Raw genomic sequence first — 15,359 nt, forward strand, 5'->3', positions numbered from 1 at the left:
TATTCTACCACGCAGCCCTTTACTTGACACCCTCTGTAAACGGCCAGTTAAATTCGCCCACTATAGATAAGGGGTAACGTTGTCCCGTTTGATAACTGCGAATGCTTTCAGCCACCAGCGGAGAACGTAAATTCGGCGCGTTCAGAATCTCGTCGGCGTTCACCCAACGGCAGCAATCGATGTCATTGTCATGGGGTTCGGTCGCGCAAATATGATCAAGCTTGATAGCGAATAAAAAGCGCAGGAACGGGGTCTTATCCGGCGCAATCCACTGATGCATACGGATAAAATACTGTGGTTGCGCCGTGATGCCAGTCTCTTCCCACAGTTCACGCGCGGCGGCCTGCGCCAGCGTTTCATCTGCCTCCAGGTGTCCGGCAGGTTGATTCCATAACGATTTACCGTTGATGGTCTCTTCCACCACCAGAAATTTATCTTCGGCATGTACGATGCAGGCAACGGTCACGTGCGGCTTGAACATAGGCATCCTTATTAAAGCGGTTTATCAATGTGGTCATAGATCGCGTCAAGCTGTTTCAGACGCTCGTTATAAGCTTTTGTCAGGCAGGTGACGTCGGCCTTGCACTGCTGACGCTGTTTAAGCCAGCTCTGCTGGGCGTCCTGCAGGGCGCCGCGACTGCCCATCGCGAACAACCCTTTCAGAAACTGATATTTGGTGTGCATTTCCACGTCTTTATCATTCAGCGTCAGGTGCGCGCAGATAGCCTTTTCATCCGCAGCCTGCGCTTTCTGGCAGTCGAAGCTGGCCGCATCGACGGATAACGGTGTTAATAAAGCAAAAGCAATGAGAAGCCGTTTCATCTGTCTTTCTCCTGTGCGATCTCGCGCCACTGTCCATTATCGAGGCCGTTGAGCGTGTAGTCGCCCATGCTGTAACGAATTAATCGTAGAGTGGGATGACCGACATGCGCTGTCATGCGTCTTACCTGGCGGTTGCGGCCTTCATATAAGGTGACTTTTAGCCAACTGGTGGGAATATTCTTCCGTTCGCGAATCGGCGGGGTGCGCGGCCACAGCCAGTCAGGCTCCGCGACAATCTCAATACCGGCGGGCAGGGTAGGGCCATCGTTGAGCGTGACGCCAGTACGAAGCGCCTGCAGCGCTGCATTATCCGGGATACCTTCTACCTGAACATAGTAAATCTTGCCGGTGCGTTTGCCCGGTTGCGTGAGGCGCGCCTGCAGCGCGCCGTCATTAGTCAGCACCAAAAGCCCTTCGCTGTCGCGGTCCAGGCGGCCTGCGGCATAAACGCCTTGCACAGGAATAAAATCTTTTAACGTGCGGCGACCTGCTTCATCCGTGAACTGCGGCAACACATCGTAAGGTTTATTGAACAAAACCACGCGTTTTGGCTGGTTTTCTTTCCGTGATTTAGATGCTTGTCGTGAGCTGAATCGCTTAACGTAGTGATTTCTAAAAGAAGTTTTTTGCATGGTGTTTTCAGAACTTATTAATTGCCGCATTATAGCGCAATAATGAGTGTCTTTCATGGCGGCAAACAATAGGGTAGTATTGACATGCTCATTACAAAACATTAACAAAAAATTGCTCTAACGCAGTCGTGCAGCAGGACGCCATTGCACATGCAGCGCGATGACAGACGAGCAAACCAGAAGCGCTCGAAGGAGAGGTGAATGGAAAGCAAAGTAGTTGTTCCGGTGGAAGGTAAGAAGATCACCCTGCAAAACGGCAAACTCAACGTTCCTGAGAATCCGATTATCCCGTTTATTGAAGGCGATGGTATCGGTGTTGATGTCACTCCAGCCATGCTTAAAGTGGTCGATGCCGCCGTCGAGAAAGCCTATAAAGGCGAGCGTAAAATTTCCTGGATGGAAATTTACACCGGAGAAAAATCCACACAGGTTTACGGCCAGGATGTCTGGCTTCCCGCTGAAACCCTTGATTTAATTCGTGATTACCGCGTAGCGATTAAAGGTCCGTTGACCACGCCGGTTGGCGGCGGTATCCGCTCTCTGAACGTTGCCCTGCGTCAGGAGCTTGACCTGTACGTTTGTCTGCGTCCCGTTCGCTACTATCAGGGCACGCCAAGTCCGGTGAAACATCCGGAGCTGACCGATATGGTCATCTTCCGTGAAAACTCTGAAGACATCTACGCCGGAATTGAATGGAAAGCTGACTCTGCAGACGCTGAGAAAGTGATCAAGTTCCTGCGCGAAGAGATGGGCGTGAAGAAAATTCGCTTCCCGGAGCACTGCGGTATCGGTATCAAACCGTGTTCTGAAGAAGGCACTAAACGTCTGGTTCGCGCGGCGATTGAATACGCTATTACCAACGATCGCGATTCCGTTACGCTGGTACATAAAGGCAATATCATGAAGTTCACCGAAGGCGCGTTTAAAGACTGGGGCTACCAGTTGGCGCGCGACGAGTTCGGCGGTGAGCTTATTGACGGCGGTCCGTGGCTGAAAATTAAGAACCCGAACACGGGTAAAGAGATCGTGGTTAAAGACGTTATCGCCGATGCGTTCCTGCAACAGATCCTGTTGCGTCCGGCGGAATACGACGTTATCGCCTGTATGAACCTGAACGGTGACTATATTTCCGATGCCCTGGCGGCTCAGGTTGGCGGTATCGGTATTGCACCGGGTGCGAATATCGGCGACGAATGCGCGTTGTTTGAAGCGACTCACGGGACTGCGCCGAAATATGCGGGCCAGGATAAAGTCAACCCAGGCTCCATTATTCTGTCTGCGGAGATGATGCTGCGTCACATGCAGTGGTTCGAAGCGGCGGATCTGATTGTTAAAGGTATGGAAGGCGCGATTGCCGCGAAGACCGTGACCTATGACTTTGAACGCCTGATGGAAGGCGCTAAACTGCTGAAATGTAGTGAGTTTGGCGACGCGATTATCGCAAATATGTAATAACGATAATTGTTAAAAACAAAAACGGGGACTTAACGTCCCCGTTTTTATTATTAGCATTCGAACGGTTATCAAAATTTTATCAAAAAAATTTATCAAAACTTCCTCAATTCTGACCGCAATAGTAATCCATCCTTTACCCCGATCGTCATGATAACCTGAGCCCCGTTGAAAGCTGATAGTTACCGATTTTGATTGTGTGTGGTTTTCTTTATGATGTGTGGTTTGGCTATTTTTTGAAAGTGCCTTATTAGATTTGTTGTTATTATCAGGATAATATTTCAATAAAAGGTGATAATTTATTGCCTGCAATAGTGGGTAGATTAAGCATTTTATGAAATCATTAGTGTCTTTATTTGCACTTCTACAAGGCGGCTAAAAAGTGTTGAAATATCAGCCTGATAAAGAATACGTCAGCGAAAGTGAATACTATTAGTCGTAAAAATTCAGGAGACATATGCTCAAACCTATCTGCTATAGTGGAAGTGTAAAGGTTCCGGAATATCTGGAAACAGATAAGGAAAAAAATGTCGGACGTACTCCTCTGTCTTCAGATATTCAGCAAGTTAAAAATGTTGTTGAAGATGTTCCGCCATTTCCAGAAAGCGGAGCGGTGAGCGGTTCTGTAAGCGCAGCGTACAGGCTTTCTTTTGACGAAGTGTTTTGCGGTCTCAGCAATGAAGAGCGTAAAAAGGTGTATGGCCGCCTTTTTGGAAAACAAGTACTTGCGCATATTCATTCCAGGTGTCAGCGCGACGCTGACATAATAAGAGAAAAAGCGCTCAGGCGGATAAGCCGTGAGTGTGGTGCCGAAATAGATTGCGCTCTCTTGCTAAATAAGATGGTGGATATTTTACAAAATGCCCGGCTGACAATAAATTTTAATGCAGCAAAAATTGACTTTGTCTCTCTCTTAAAAAATAAAGAATATCTGAACTCTTATGCATTAGGTTGCAGACCGGGAGATTTACCTGCTTATAATGTCGGGCGTGATTCAGTTGAAACTAAAGCATTTGAACTGGAGAAGCTTGCAGATTCACCTTATGCCCCATATGGTCAGACAGGCGGTTTTTCCGTAGCATATACTCCCAACAGTAAAACTTTTAGCCCTACAAGCAGACCAATTTATGCTGCACTGGACTTTCTGAACGGTGAAAATGGAGGTGCCAGCGCCTATGGGAAATCATTTTTTGAATTAAATGATAATGTAAAAACAAATTGTACATTCTCACCTTTTGATATCTACGGTCACAGATTTGGCCTGGATACGAGTAAATTATCTACATTTTGCCATATGGAGAACCTGATTGCATCCTGTCAAAATGATTTTTTTGGTTATAATTGCTTTAAGAGTTTGGTTAAAATGGCTAAGGGCGAAAAATTTTTAGCTCATTCTAATTATGGTACAGGCTATGAAGGGAATTATATAGAAGCTCATATTCATGGTGATGTATGCTTATTTAGAGATATAAAACACGTTTATTTGTCTTTGCAAGAAAATTCTTACTCGAAAAGTCAACTATATGATTATGCAAAACAAATAAACCAGGCGCTTAATAGAGACTGCATAATATTATATTGACAAGCTTATTATCAGTCTCTTTAAAAGAGCTTTAAATGATCATGAGCACATACTTCTTGAGGTAGGCAGTAACTGCTTTTATATTTATTATCTCAGGACCGTTCTGTCAGATACCTGTGTGGCACTTCAGTATGGCCTGAAAAATAGAGGAATATGGACCAGCAGAAGCGCCTGCTGGCTACTTTTCACTTAAATCGCTGGAATTCACCGGCGCTACAGATGAAGCGACCTTAACAGTCATCAGGTGTCCTGCATTACCACAGGAGTGATTTACTGGCTATCGATATTCCTGCTCATCAGGTTTTTACGCCATCTACGTACATTTATTCTGCTATAAATTAAAATACTGCAAAAAATATTAAGGCTTATTATTTTTTCTTTAAGTAAATTTTCGTTCAACAAACTTAATTGTTTATTCAATGATGATGAAGCATGAGTTATGCTGAAAATGAGGGAAGTTAACAGCAAGGATAATCTTAATATTTACGGGTGATATTATGAGACATCGTGTATTTTTCCCATTGCTTCTGGTGTTGTCGGCTACAGCCTTTTCGGCATCGGCGATGGCTGCCAGTGATTCAAAACCCCCACCAGATAATACAAAACACGCCTTCGGTGGCTGGCCAAACCCCGAATCATTGGTTCACCCAGGCTGGTGTGACCATTGGCCAGAAGGTGAGCTAAAGCCACCGGGGTGGTGTGATGTTTGTGGTTGTTAGTTTTTTACAGAAAACTATATCAACCATATCAGGACTGAGGGTATATCTGACTATTATGTTTCATCAGCTCATCCTGAACTGAATATTACCTCAGGCTGGTGTGTTTTATTAACGCCAGCCTGATTTTTCACAATGTTATATTACTGGCTTACAGGCCTATCAGGCCAGTCAGGTTTTGATGTGTCCACACGGTTTACCAACACCCTGTATTTTTCCATTTGTCGCTTATCATCTGTTGCCATCAATGACAGTATTGCGCTCTTTCCCGTACATTGCTCTCCCGACCAGCTCACGGTCCAGTACATGACAGTCCTCTACCACTTCGCTACGCCTAATTTTTTGTTTTTGAGTTGCTCTGTTTTATTGCGCTGAACTTGTACCTCAAAAAAATAATTTTCAATACTTATTTGAATATTTTTTTATGATTTTTTCACGAAATGAGTAAAAAACAAAATGAAGAATGAGATACATAATTAATGCAATAAAAAATGATATCACACCAATTGATGGTCCTGTTTTGTATACGAATAGCATGCATAAAAATATAGCAAATAGATCAAGGGAAATATTCGCGATGAAATCAGTAATTATTTTGAAAAAATTCTTCATATTACCTCTTTAAAATATCTATCTTATTCGTCATTTTTAGGTCGGGCAGTGCTCGAAATTCTCACGTACAACGTGTACGCTCCGGTTTCTGCGCGCTGCCCGGCTTCACACTGGCTCCAACAAGTACGCCCGCTGGACCAGGTTCCTGGCGTCACATAACGTCACCTGGTTATCCAAAAAAGACTCAATAAATAAATATTTTGAGTACGAAAAATTACAGTGTCAGAGAATGAAATGGCGATTCGCTGTCTTCAGGCAGTGCCTTAGTACCTGGCACGCGCTCTTTCGTGCTATAATTTTTATCAATGTTTGTATCGCCTGCTATTTTTTAAATGTCTGTTGTATTTCGTTCATCTTTTCAGCTGCTTTTTTACGCTGACTTTCAATGTCTTTTCTCGATTGTTCAACAAGTTGCTGTGCTTTTTCGGCTTCTTTTTTTGGGTCGAAAGGTTCTTTGGTCTCATATCCGGCAATAGAACCATCCTTATTTAAGGTCATTACCGCACGTGCTGTATTTTTAGCAGTGATGGTAATGTCATAGACGAATTCGCCATTATGAGCTATCTCTGCTCGTACAACGATATCGCTATCTTCCGTAACGGAAATGATGCCACTGGCGTTAGCGCGTTTAATTGTTTCCTGAATACGCTCTGGTATAATGCTGAAATTGATCGAGTCGAATTTGAATAAAGCCTCTTTTAGTGCTTCTTGTTTTTGCTCCTCTGTTATAGTGCCAAAGATGGTTAAGTTGACAGGCGAAGGTCCCCCCCAGTAGCCGTTGTTAAATTTAAACATCTCTACTTTAGCAGGGGTGTTAACGCTCTGTCGAATGAATGAATACCCGCCCTTGAAGAAACGGACTTCAATAATCGCAAGATTGGCTCCACCTTTTGCGTTGATATTGGCAATAGCTTTTTGCATTTCGGCTTTGTCGTAAAAGAACATTGATTGCTGGTGCTCTTTTTGCTGGATTTTTTGCATGTATTTCTCTTGATTTTTTTCAGCTTCCGCCATGGCATCTTTATCGTTATCACAGGCGCTAATTAGAGTTGCCGCGATGAAGGTAATCGGAAGTAAGAGATTTTTATATGTAACATGTATTTTATTCATGTGAAGTATTTCCCTTTTTTATATAAAATAGATAGTCTTGACTGGTCGAGACTATCCTGGAAACATAGTAATAATGCGTGTGCATATCTGCAGTAAGTTTTAGTTATGCTGGTTTTATTTCGGATTTTTACCTGTTACTTTTTGTTCGTAAATAGGTATTTTACGTATTGATGATAAGTTTAGAACCTATCCCAGTAGGCGTAATCGTTAAAGCCAGTTTGGCGAATAAAAGAGTCTAATGGGATAGGCTCTTAATAAACAAAAAAACCAAACGTACTTTCAGAGTTCAGGCTGGAATGCGCATAGCTGATTGTTGATAAGGGCTACTCATACCGACAGGCCAGTGAAGCGATGAATGTCGGTTCCACATACCGGTCTGAGATATCAACAACAACATGTTCTGAGTGGTGGCGTTTGCGTTATATCGTCACAGACAGCGCCTCAGGGCGCTGTTTTCGATCGGACATGTCGCTTTCGCAGGAGGGGACGTTATTCGGCGACCAGCCACATATCAGCCTCTTCAAACATCTCTTCCAGCATACGGTGCAGTCGTTCTTTCTCGGTTTTTGTACAGTCACTGTTTAATGCGTTCGCCTGCATTGGCTTAACTTTCACTTGCGCATCGGGAAAAAGTTGATGTACGCGTTTTGTGAGTTCATTGAGGATGATTTCGCGTGCGCCTGGCAAACCTTCAACATTTCGCTTGTCATAAACGAGTTCGACGAACATCGCCATTTCCTTTTTACTGGTTGGATGACCAGTATTTAAGCTGGGTATATAACTGGTGTCAAGGTTTAGCCGCCGTTTTGTCATCCTGACGTTGCGGACGTGACCGCACGTGGAAGTAAAGGTCGCTAACCTGTTGTCGTGTCATGAGGTTAGCGGCTCTCTCTTCACAGCGGTGTCCTGCTACCTGATGGTAAATTCCAGGGCGCGACTAAAATCGCAATCGGCCAACACAACAGGGTCGCCTTTTCTGACAATAATGCTATTTGTGCCCAGGCATTTTCGGCTCTGTTTCCCCTTAATTTTGTTATCATCAGTGAGCCAGCGCTGGTTATCATTACCCGTGCATGAATAAAGAATGATTGGTGTGCCTTCTTTTGTACCTTGTCCTGCGGCATCCAGACATTTCTCACCCTGCGTGATTCTGTCTCGGTGAAATGAGAAAAGCTGAGATTGCACATGCTTACACTCCCGCAGCGTCAAACGATTCTGTTGATCTGGGCCTGCATCAAGGCACAGACCATCAGTTGTCCGAATTTGTTCCGCGTCATTTATGTAATAACCACCGGAATTAATCTGGTTTTGTGTAATGACCGGGAACGACAAATTAATACTATAAGGTGTGGGTAAGCCGTTCGTCGTACATCCACATAAAATAGAGGAGAGGCAGAGAACCAGTGTGGTTTTTCCTGAAAGCAAAGTCATTCAATTATTACCCTAAAAATAAATAGCGTTACAACTATATTGGCGATTTATACCCACTGAATATGACGTAGCATTGAGCGGCAATAGAGATAATTCCGATAGAATCACATAAATACTTCGGTTAAATGCGCGCAGCCAGCCACTCCTGTGACGATGGGTATATAGCGTTAAATACTTTTGCAATATTAGATGCTATCACAGTGAAAAACGGCTGTACATTTCTTCACGTTAAACAAAGTGAGAAGGGGGGGCACCCGATATATGATAAAAGAGGTCACAGGAGTCATTAGCAAAATAAATCCTTTAGATTTTCGCCACTGAAAACATTCTGCAGCCTTTCAGGCAAAGCCTCATAGCAAACTGCGGAGGTATACGTACTCGCTAAATTTTTCTGAAAAAATGCCGAGTGACGAATTATGAAAGATAAACGTTGGCGGCGGTAGGTCCGCGGAGGCCATTAATACGACAAAACTCAACGCGTATACCGGGGATAAGCGCTTCTGTTTCGTGTTGGCGACATGCTGAAATGTGGACCTGAACATCTTTGCGTCCATCGGAGGGGGTGATGAGACCTTTACCGCTCTTACAATCAAAGGTTTTGACAATTCCTGTCATTTTACGAGACAAACAAATTCCTTAATGGGGATAACGAGGCGCACTATACACGTCAGGAAAAATAATGCCAGCTATATTTGATGGCAATCAAGATTTCCGGATGGCTAAAAGTAGTCGTTCGGCACCATTGTAGATAAATAACATTATGTTCTGGAGAAAGTATTTCCTTTCCTGGCGTCGTTGGTTGGTGCGGACATCATGGGTTTTGTCGTCGGGCAGGATGGTGAACTAATCTGCCTGGCTTGCTTTTTATCGGTATTTGTAGGTGGTTGCGGGGTTTTACTACCAAAATCGTAGATAAAAATATCCCATGATGCCTGTTGTAAATCAGAACAATGGCCTGAACTGGCCAAAACATGGAATGAAAAAATAAGTAATGACCAAAGCATAAAAGCATGATGTTTCATAGCACCTCCTGTTATATGTAATGACTTGTGAAGTTCATCTAATGAATTATGGAACGTCATTGGCATTTTTTATTCAACGAAGAGTTAACCACTCTTAATAATAATGGGTTTTATAGCGAAATAGACTTTTTTATCGCGCGTTCAATATTTGCGTCCGTTATTATTTTTCTGGAATGTAAATTCTCTCTCAACACAGGTGATATTTATGTTGGAATTGTGGTGTTGATTCTATTCTTATAACAAGAAATGTTGTAACTGATAGACATATTAAAAGATTAAATCGGAGCGGGAATAAATCGTGCTAAGCATCATCGTGAATATGATTACAGCGCCTGCGATGGCATATACGGTATTGCGGCTGGAGCGTCACGTGAGGACTGTGAAGCACAATGCGATATGTTCTGGTTATATGGCGAGTTTGCTTAATGACATGTTTTAGCCGTTCGGCGTCAGGTTTCTTAATGTGGTTGTGAGATTTTCTCTTTAAATATCAAAATGTTGCATGGGTGATTTGTTGTTCTATAGTGGCTAAACACTTTATGGTTTCTGTTAAATATATATGCGTGAGAAAAATTAGCATTCAAATCTATAAAAGTTAGATGACATTGTAGAACCGGTTACCTAAATGAGCGATAGAGTGCTTCGGTAGTAAAAATATCTTTCAGGAAGTAAACACATCAGGAGCGATAGCGGTGAATTATTCGTGGTTTTGTCGATTCGGCATAGTGGCGATAACTGAATGCCGGATCGGTACTGCAGGTGTTTAAACACACCGTAAATAATAAGTAGTATTAAGGAGTTGTTATGAAAAATATTATTTTATCCACTTTAGTTATTACTACAAGCGTTTTGGTTGTAAATGTTGCACAGGCCGATACTAACGCCTTTTCCGTGGGGTATGCACAAAGTAAAGTTCAGGATTTCAAAAATATCCGAGGGGTAAATGTGAAATACCGTTATGAGGATGACTCTCCGGTAAGTTTTATTTCCTCGCTAAGTTACTTATATGGAGACAGACAGGCTTCCGGGTCTGTTGAGCCTGAAGGTATTCATTACCATGACAAGTTTGAGGTGAAGTACGGTTCTTTAATGGTTGGGCCAGCCTATCGATTGTCTGACAATTTTTCGTTATACGCGCTGGCGGGTGTCGGCACGGTAAAGGCGACATTTAAAGAACATTCCACTCAGGATGGCGATTCTTTTTCTAACAAAATTTCCTCAAGGAAAACGGGATTTGCCTGGGGCGCGGGTGTACAGATGAATCCGCTGGAGAATATCGTCGTCGATGTTGGGTATGAAGGAAGCAACATCTCCTCTACAAAAATAAACGGCTTCAACGTCGGGGTTGGATACCGTTTCTGAAAAGCATAAGCTATGCGGAAGGTTCGCCTTCCGCACCGCCAGTCACAAAACAGGGCTTCTTTACCAGTAACACGTACCTGCCTGTCTTTTCTCTCTTCGTCATAGTGACGCTGTACATAACATCTCACCAGCATAAGCACAGATAAGGGGTTGTGGTAAGCAATCAAGGTTGCTCAGGTAGGTGATAAGCAGGAAGGAAAATCTGGTGTAAATAACGCCAGATCTCACAAGATTCACTCTGAAAAATTTTCCTGGAATTAATCACAATGTCATCAAGATTTTGTGACCGCCTTCGCATATTGTACCTGCCGTTGAACGACTACTGAAAAGTAGCAAGGTATGTATTTTATCCAGGAGAGCACCTTTTTTGCGCCTGGCAGAAGTCCCCAGCCGCCACTAGCTCAGCTGGATAGAGCATCAACCTCCTAAGTTGATGGTGCGAGGTTCGAGGCCTCGGTGGCGGTCCAATGTGGTTATCGTATAATGTTATTACCTCAGTGTCAGGCTGATGATGTGGGTTCGACTCCCACTGACCACTTCAGTTTTGAATAAGTATTGTCTTGCAATCCTGTTACAGAATAATTTCATTTATTACGTGACAAGATAGTCATTTATAAAAAATGCACAAAAATGTTATTGTCTTTTATTACTTGTGAGTTGTAGATTTTTCTTATGCGGTGAATCCCCCTTTGCGGCGGGGCGTCCAGTCAAATAGTTAATGTTCCTCGCGAACCATATTGACTGTGGTATGGTTCACCGGGAGGCACCCGGCACCGCAATTTTTTATAAAATGAAATTCACACCCTATGGTTCAGAGCGGTGTCTTTTTACATCAGGTGGGCAAGCATAATACAGGTTAACGTGAAAGATACGATCAATAGTAGAAACCAGTGATTTCGTTTATGGTCTGGGGATTTAACCGCGCCAGAGCGTATGCAAGACCCTGGCGCGGTTGGCCGGTGATCGTTCAATAGTGCGAATATGAATGGTTACCAGCCGCTGCGAATTCTACCTGGGCCACTTAATAAAGCAAAACATTTAAACACTCAACAACGACAATTCAGACAGTTCGAACTTTTCTTTAAAAATAGGATTAACCATGTTCAAAAGTGGTTACTAATTAGCCATTATACTACGGTAGTGATTCACATATTCTTTAACGTTACGTTACAGGAAGGTTGAAGTGGAAATGCCTGATGAGCCTTCAGGCATTTCTTAAGGTTAGTTAGCTAAGGAACAGTTACTGAGAACAGGTTTATCATCACCTTCCACCAGTTCAGCCGTTTTGCCTTTGGTATAAAGTTTATAAGTATAATTTTTGTCTATGGCTTCGTAATTTGCTCCAGAGGCCATTTTCATTAACCGCATCGGGATCATCTCGTTTACCTGACTGATAATCGCATAGGCGTTTCCAGCCTCGGTGTTGACGTAAATCACCTCCATAACCTGGTTATCATTACAGGTGTATATAGATTTAGAAATCTCCTGCGAAGCTGCTATAGAGGTGGTACTGGCGCTAAGCGCAGCGAGAAAGAGGGTAAATGGGATCAATTTACGTTTCATCATTAGTATCCTTTGTGCATAAAATTGTCGTTAATTCCCTGGAGTACGGGAGATAAAGCGGCATCAATATGATGAATGCTGTAGTATTCCTGTTTACTGACGAAAAGTGCGCCAGAAAAGCGTATTATAATTTATCTATTACTGGCATATGTGATGAGTAGACAAATCTTAAAATCATAAACTATAGGCTGCAAATCATTATGGTGCGATAGAAAATGATTGTCACCACTGCTCAATACTATGGCATAAAAACCGAAGAAAACGGTACTGTTCACTGTCTCGTTTCATACGGTATCTGTCAGTGAAACTATTTCTTCAAATGATGGTCTTTTTATTATCGATCAGATAATGGCATCAACAGGGGTTATTCAGGAGTATATGTGAAAAAGTGGCTTATAGGAGGGATATTGATCGCAAGTTTTCTGACCGGTTGTCTGATGTGGCACAACATTGATAAATGGTTTAATAAAGATATCGAATTTTTCTACGTCGGAGACGATAGCTAAAATTCCAGTCAGTTGGCAACGGGTGTCATATCTTCAGGTATGGCGCCCGGAGTAGCCGGGCGCAAATTGTAGGTGTATAAAAGTCATTTCATTAAAATTTTAGCGACAACATGGACAGTCACTACCGCGTGCTAGCGGCCCTCTGAAGTCACAAGATGAATAAGCCAGTTTTTTGTTTCAGCGGTGACTGAAACATATTTTGTTCCTGGTGGGCTTACCGCCAGTTGCTGAAAAAGACAACGATGATGTAACTGTTGCAGAGATTGACGAATACGACGACCGTGAATTTTATTTTTGGCGACCATATTTCCTCCCAAAAGGCCGCCCGAAAGCGGCGCTGGGTTTGATAATGGAGAAGGGCGTTGGTCACTGCCATAACCAACCTGTATACACTAATGCAATTGATAATCATTATCAATTCTACTGATGAAGAAAAATTGTAAAGATGAAGGGACAGCGGAAATGGCAATGAACGGGATGAGACTTTTCGTTAACCACTTAAATTCGTGACTAAAAAAAGCTTTTATAGGCTTGAAAATGTTTTTTCCGTCCCTATGTAGTCAGTGGACAAGCAATGCTTGCCTTGATGTTGAACTTTTGAATAGTGATTCAGGAGGTTAATGATGGCACTCAGAACCTTGTCAGCACTTCCCGTGTTTGCTGATTCTCTTTTCTCTGACCGTTTCAACCGTATTGATAGACTTTTCAGTCAATTAACAGGAGATACGCCAGTCGCTGCGACGCCAGCTTACGATCTGCAAAAGCGCGATGCGAATAACTATCTGCTTACCGTGAGCGTTCCTGGCTGGAAAGAGGAAGAGCTTGAAATTGAAACGGTTGGCGGCAACCTGAATATTACGGGTAAACACACTGAAGAGACGGTAGAGGATCAGACGCACTGGATTTATCGTGGTATTCGTAAGGCGGATTTCCAGTTGAGTTTTTCTTTGCCTGAACATGCTAAGGTGAATAATGCGAAACTGGAACAGGGCCTCTTGTTGGTCGAGATTTACCAGGAGATCCCTGAAAGCGAGAAACCGAAAAAAATTGCCATAGAAAGTAAACCAAAGGCGATTGAACACAAATCATAATCGCGTTAATGAAGGCCCGTTTAGACGGGCCTTCATTGTCTGTAGCGAAAAGTATCCCGTCATGCTTGTAGGCACAGATCGCTAAATATTATAGCCCTGACCTCTATATTATCCCGTGCCACTGACCTCGTCGCCATTGGACGGCGGTAAGTTGGAATTATCCGCGAGGTCAGTCCAATTTTTGTCCACTCTCGACATTCTGCCTGTTATGGGCGCGATATCTGAACATAAATTCGTATAGCGGTTGATCGTTTTCACCGCGTTGATGCTATTTCTGCTAACACTACTTTCATACATAAAAAAGCTGATGCTTTTTACCTTATTTAATCGAGGCAGGTATGAAATTAGCGCTCGTCAATCGGCAGGTCATTTTACCGGAAAGCGGAACCGAGTCCTTCCAGTGCCATGCCTCTACGCTTGTTCGCTTACCGTGCGGTACGCTCGTGGCCGCATGGTTCGCGGGGTTGCGCGAAGGAAGCGAAGATACAGCCATCTGGCTATCTCGCTATGAACATAATATCTGGACAACACCGCAGCGAGTGGCGGCACGCGAGGGGGAAGCGCACTGGAATCCGGTGTTATTTTACCCGTCGGATAAATTGTGGTTATTTTATAAAGTAGGCAGCGATGTACACGTGTGGAAAACCTGGTTTATCACCTCCAGCGATCGAGGATTTACCTGGAGTACGCCAGCTCCGTTGGTTAACGATGATATTTTGCCGCGCGGTCCCGTAAAAAATAAACTCCTGCTGGCATCAAATGGCGCCTGGATTGCGCCAGGGTCGATTGAAAGTCCTGAACGGTGGAGGGCATTTGTGGATCGATCCTCTGACGAAGGAAAACACTGGAATATCTCTTTTGTTCCGCTGGAGCCTGATAACGCTATTTCCGGGACAAACGTAGCGTTGTGGGATGGTGTAAAAAAGGGGATGTTGTGGGAATGTTGTCTGGAAAACCTCCTGCGCTGGGATGGCGTTATTCAGCCTACGCTGTGGGAGTCTTCTCCGGGACATATCCATATGTTGTTACGAAGCACACGCGGGGCAATTTTTCGCAGTGATTCAATTGACTATGGCGCTACCTGGTCTGTTGCCCGCGCGACATCTTTACCGAATAATAATAGTGGTATCGATCTGGTTAGTATGCAGGACGGTACGCTGATTCTTGGGTTAAATCCGGTCAACGGCAACTGGGGAAAGCGCTATCCGCTTTCACTGATTGCTTCCCAGGATAATGGCGAATCATGGCTACCGCTACTGGACCTGGAAAGTGACCGCGGTGAGTATTCTTATCCCGCTATTATTAGCGAGGGCGGCGTCGTACATATCACCTACACGTGGAACCGGAAAAATATCGTATATTGTCGATTACAAACGGTATAAGGCGCTATCAGTCGAAACCGATAGCGCTGGAATAATAATGCCTTGCCCGGCGTGCTCTCTCACGCCGGGATGGCCG

16 protein-coding genes, 1 tRNA gene and 1 pseudogene are annotated in these 15,359 nt (G+C 43.7%); 7 read left to right on the forward strand and 11 right to left on the reverse strand.

Annotation, left to right across the window (positions count from 1 at the left end):
• Window positions 1–19 precede the first annotated feature (19 nt).
• The 3 genes from ACLJQJ_RS04730 to rluE are packed head-to-tail and all read right to left on the reverse strand — an operon-like array spanning window position 20 to window position 1,484.
• A complete protein-coding gene (locus tag ACLJQJ_RS04730; protein ID WP_023138631.1) occupies window positions 20–481 on the reverse strand; it encodes an NUDIX hydrolase in 462 nt (153 codons plus the stop codon).
• A gap of 11 nt (window positions 482–492) precedes the next feature.
• Window positions 493–822 carry a lysozyme inhibitor LprI family protein gene (locus tag ACLJQJ_RS04735; protein WP_023138632.1) on the reverse strand — a complete coding sequence of 110 codons (330 nt, stop codon included), beginning with the start codon at window positions 820–822 and terminating at the stop codon, window positions 493–495.
• A complete protein-coding gene (gene rluE, locus ACLJQJ_RS04740) occupies window positions 819–1,484 on the reverse strand; it encodes a 23S rRNA pseudouridine(2457) synthase RluE (RefSeq protein WP_001249412.1) in 666 nt (221 codons plus the stop codon). The genes ACLJQJ_RS04735 and rluE overlap by 4 nt, the downstream gene beginning before the upstream one ends.
• A gap of 171 nt (window positions 1,485–1,655) precedes the next feature.
• Here rluE and icd point away from each other — a divergent pair, with 171 nt between their 5' ends.
• Both icd and sopF read left to right on the forward strand, forming a co-directional pair.
• Window positions 1,656–2,906, forward strand: a complete 1,251-nt coding sequence (gene icd, locus ACLJQJ_RS04745) for an NADP-dependent isocitrate dehydrogenase (protein WP_000444508.1) — start codon at window positions 1,656–1,658, stop codon at window positions 2,904–2,906.
• Between the two features lie 457 nt (window positions 2,907–3,363).
• The gene (gene sopF, locus ACLJQJ_RS04750) at window positions 3,364–4,488 is read left to right on the forward strand and encodes a type III secretion system effector SopF (RefSeq protein ID WP_000917278.1); all 1,125 of its coding nucleotides are present in this window, start codon (window positions 3,364–3,366) and stop codon (window positions 4,486–4,488) included.
• 285 nt (window positions 4,489–4,773) lie between these two features.
• On the opposite strand, the pseudogene ACLJQJ_RS04755 reads toward sopF, so the two are convergent.
• The 7 genes and pseudogenes from ACLJQJ_RS04755 to pagD all read right to left on the reverse strand — a co-directional run.
• Window positions 4,774–4,956 (reverse strand): annotated as a pseudogene (locus ACLJQJ_RS04755) (hypothetical protein); the annotation flags it as partial.
• A gap of 647 nt (window positions 4,957–5,603) precedes the next feature.
• Entirely contained in the window at window positions 5,604–5,816 is a 213-nt protein-coding gene (locus ACLJQJ_RS04760; RefSeq protein WP_000787630.1) for a hypothetical protein, read from the reverse strand.
• 321 nt (window positions 5,817–6,137) lie between these two features.
• Window positions 6,138–6,926 (reverse strand): putative envelope lipoprotein EnvF, encoded by a 789-nt coding sequence (gene envF, locus ACLJQJ_RS04765; protein WP_061423638.1) that lies wholly within the window; start codon window positions 6,924–6,926, stop codon window positions 6,138–6,140.
• 489 nt (window positions 6,927–7,415) lie between these two features.
• Window positions 7,416–7,655, reverse strand: coding sequence for a virulence protein MsgA (gene msgA / locus ACLJQJ_RS04770; protein WP_000497451.1), 240 nt, complete (start codon window positions 7,653–7,655; stop codon window positions 7,416–7,418).
• A gap of 180 nt (window positions 7,656–7,835) precedes the next feature.
• Window positions 7,836–8,357, reverse strand: coding sequence for an RICIN domain-containing protein (locus ACLJQJ_RS04775; RefSeq protein WP_001520581.1), 522 nt, complete (start codon window positions 8,355–8,357; stop codon window positions 7,836–7,838).
• A gap of 414 nt (window positions 8,358–8,771) precedes the next feature.
• The gene (gene cspF / locus ACLJQJ_RS04780) at window positions 8,772–8,984 is read right to left on the reverse strand and encodes a cold shock-like protein CspF (RefSeq protein ID WP_001537306.1); all 213 of its coding nucleotides are present in this window, start codon (window positions 8,982–8,984) and stop codon (window positions 8,772–8,774) included.
• Between the two features lie 131 nt (window positions 8,985–9,115).
• Window positions 9,116–9,379 carry a virulence protein PagD gene (gene pagD / locus ACLJQJ_RS04785; protein WP_024149275.1) on the reverse strand — a complete coding sequence of 88 codons (264 nt, stop codon included), beginning with the start codon at window positions 9,377–9,379 and terminating at the stop codon, window positions 9,116–9,118.
• Window positions 9,380–10,183: 804 nt separating this feature from the next.
• On the opposite strand from pagD, the gene pagC reads away from it, so the two are divergent.
• Window positions 10,184–10,741: a virulence membrane protein PagC gene (gene pagC / locus ACLJQJ_RS04790; protein ID WP_000789471.1), complete on the forward strand. Its 558-nt coding sequence runs from the start codon at window positions 10,184–10,186 to the stop codon at window positions 10,739–10,741.
• Window positions 10,742–11,131: 390 nt separating this feature from the next.
• A tRNA-Arg gene (locus tag ACLJQJ_RS04795) sits at window positions 11,132–11,208 on the forward strand.
• Window positions 11,209–11,962: 754 nt separating this feature from the next.
• Here the strand turns inward: ACLJQJ_RS04795 and ACLJQJ_RS04800 are convergent.
• Window positions 11,963–12,307 (reverse strand): c-type lysozyme inhibitor, encoded by a 345-nt coding sequence (locus ACLJQJ_RS04800; RefSeq protein ID WP_000977725.1) that lies wholly within the window; start codon window positions 12,305–12,307, stop codon window positions 11,963–11,965.
• Between the two features lie 702 nt (window positions 12,308–13,009).
• On the opposite strand from ACLJQJ_RS04800, the gene ACLJQJ_RS04805 reads away from it, so the two are divergent.
• From ACLJQJ_RS04805 to ACLJQJ_RS04815, 3 genes are all read left to right on the forward strand, one after another.
• A complete protein-coding gene (locus tag ACLJQJ_RS04805; protein ID WP_077950906.1) occupies window positions 13,010–13,237 on the forward strand; it encodes a hypothetical protein in 228 nt (75 codons plus the stop codon).
• 196 nt (window positions 13,238–13,433) lie between these two features.
• Window positions 13,434–13,901: an Hsp20 family protein gene (locus tag ACLJQJ_RS04810; RefSeq protein WP_001218118.1), complete on the forward strand. Its 468-nt coding sequence runs from the start codon at window positions 13,434–13,436 to the stop codon at window positions 13,899–13,901.
• 338 nt (window positions 13,902–14,239) lie between these two features.
• A complete protein-coding gene (locus ACLJQJ_RS04815) occupies window positions 14,240–15,283 on the forward strand; it encodes a sialidase family protein (RefSeq protein WP_063809514.1) in 1,044 nt (347 codons plus the stop codon).
• Window positions 15,284–15,359 lie beyond the last annotated feature (76 nt).

The organism is Salmonella sp. SAL04202 (genome assembly GCF_046550775.1).
GTDB lineage: Bacteria > Pseudomonadota > Gammaproteobacteria > Enterobacterales > Enterobacteriaceae > Salmonella > Salmonella enterica.

Coding starts and splice junctions, on each gene's coding strand:
- ACLJQJ_RS04730 (WP_023138631.1), bottom strand. CDS start 481: ATGTTCAAGCCGCACGTGACCGTTGCCTGCATCGTACATGCCGAAGAT.
- ACLJQJ_RS04735 (WP_023138632.1), bottom strand. CDS start 822: ATGAAACGGCTTCTCATTGCTTTTGCTTTATTAACACCGTTATCCGTC.
- rluE (WP_001249412.1), bottom strand. CDS start 1,484: ATGCGGCAATTAATAAGTTCTGAAAACACCATGCAAAAAACTTCTTTT.
- icd (WP_000444508.1), top strand. CDS start 1,656: ATGGAAAGCAAAGTAGTTGTTCCGGTGGAAGGTAAGAAGATCACCCTG.
- sopF (WP_000917278.1), top strand. CDS start 3,364: ATGCTCAAACCTATCTGCTATAGTGGAAGTGTAAAGGTTCCGGAATAT.
- ACLJQJ_RS04760 (WP_000787630.1), bottom strand. CDS start 5,816: ATGAAGAATTTTTTCAAAATAATTACTGATTTCATCGCGAATATTTCC.
- envF (WP_061423638.1), bottom strand. CDS start 6,926: ATGAATAAAATACATGTTACATATAAAAATCTCTTACTTCCGATTACC.
- msgA (WP_000497451.1), bottom strand. CDS start 7,655: ATGTTCGTCGAACTCGTTTATGACAAGCGAAATGTTGAAGGTTTGCCA.
- ACLJQJ_RS04775 (WP_001520581.1), bottom strand. CDS start 8,357: ATGACTTTGCTTTCAGGAAAAACCACACTGGTTCTCTGCCTCTCCTCT.
- pagD (WP_024149275.1), bottom strand. CDS start 9,379: ATGAAACATCATGCTTTTATGCTTTGGTCATTACTTATTTTTTCATTC.
- pagC (WP_000789471.1), top strand. CDS start 10,184: ATGAAAAATATTATTTTATCCACTTTAGTTATTACTACAAGCGTTTTG.
- ACLJQJ_RS04800 (WP_000977725.1), bottom strand. CDS start 12,307: ATGATGAAACGTAAATTGATCCCATTTACCCTCTTTCTCGCTGCGCTT.
- ACLJQJ_RS04810 (WP_001218118.1), top strand. CDS start 13,434: ATGGCACTCAGAACCTTGTCAGCACTTCCCGTGTTTGCTGATTCTCTT.
- ACLJQJ_RS04815 (WP_063809514.1), top strand. CDS start 14,240: ATGAAATTAGCGCTCGTCAATCGGCAGGTCATTTTACCGGAAAGCGGA.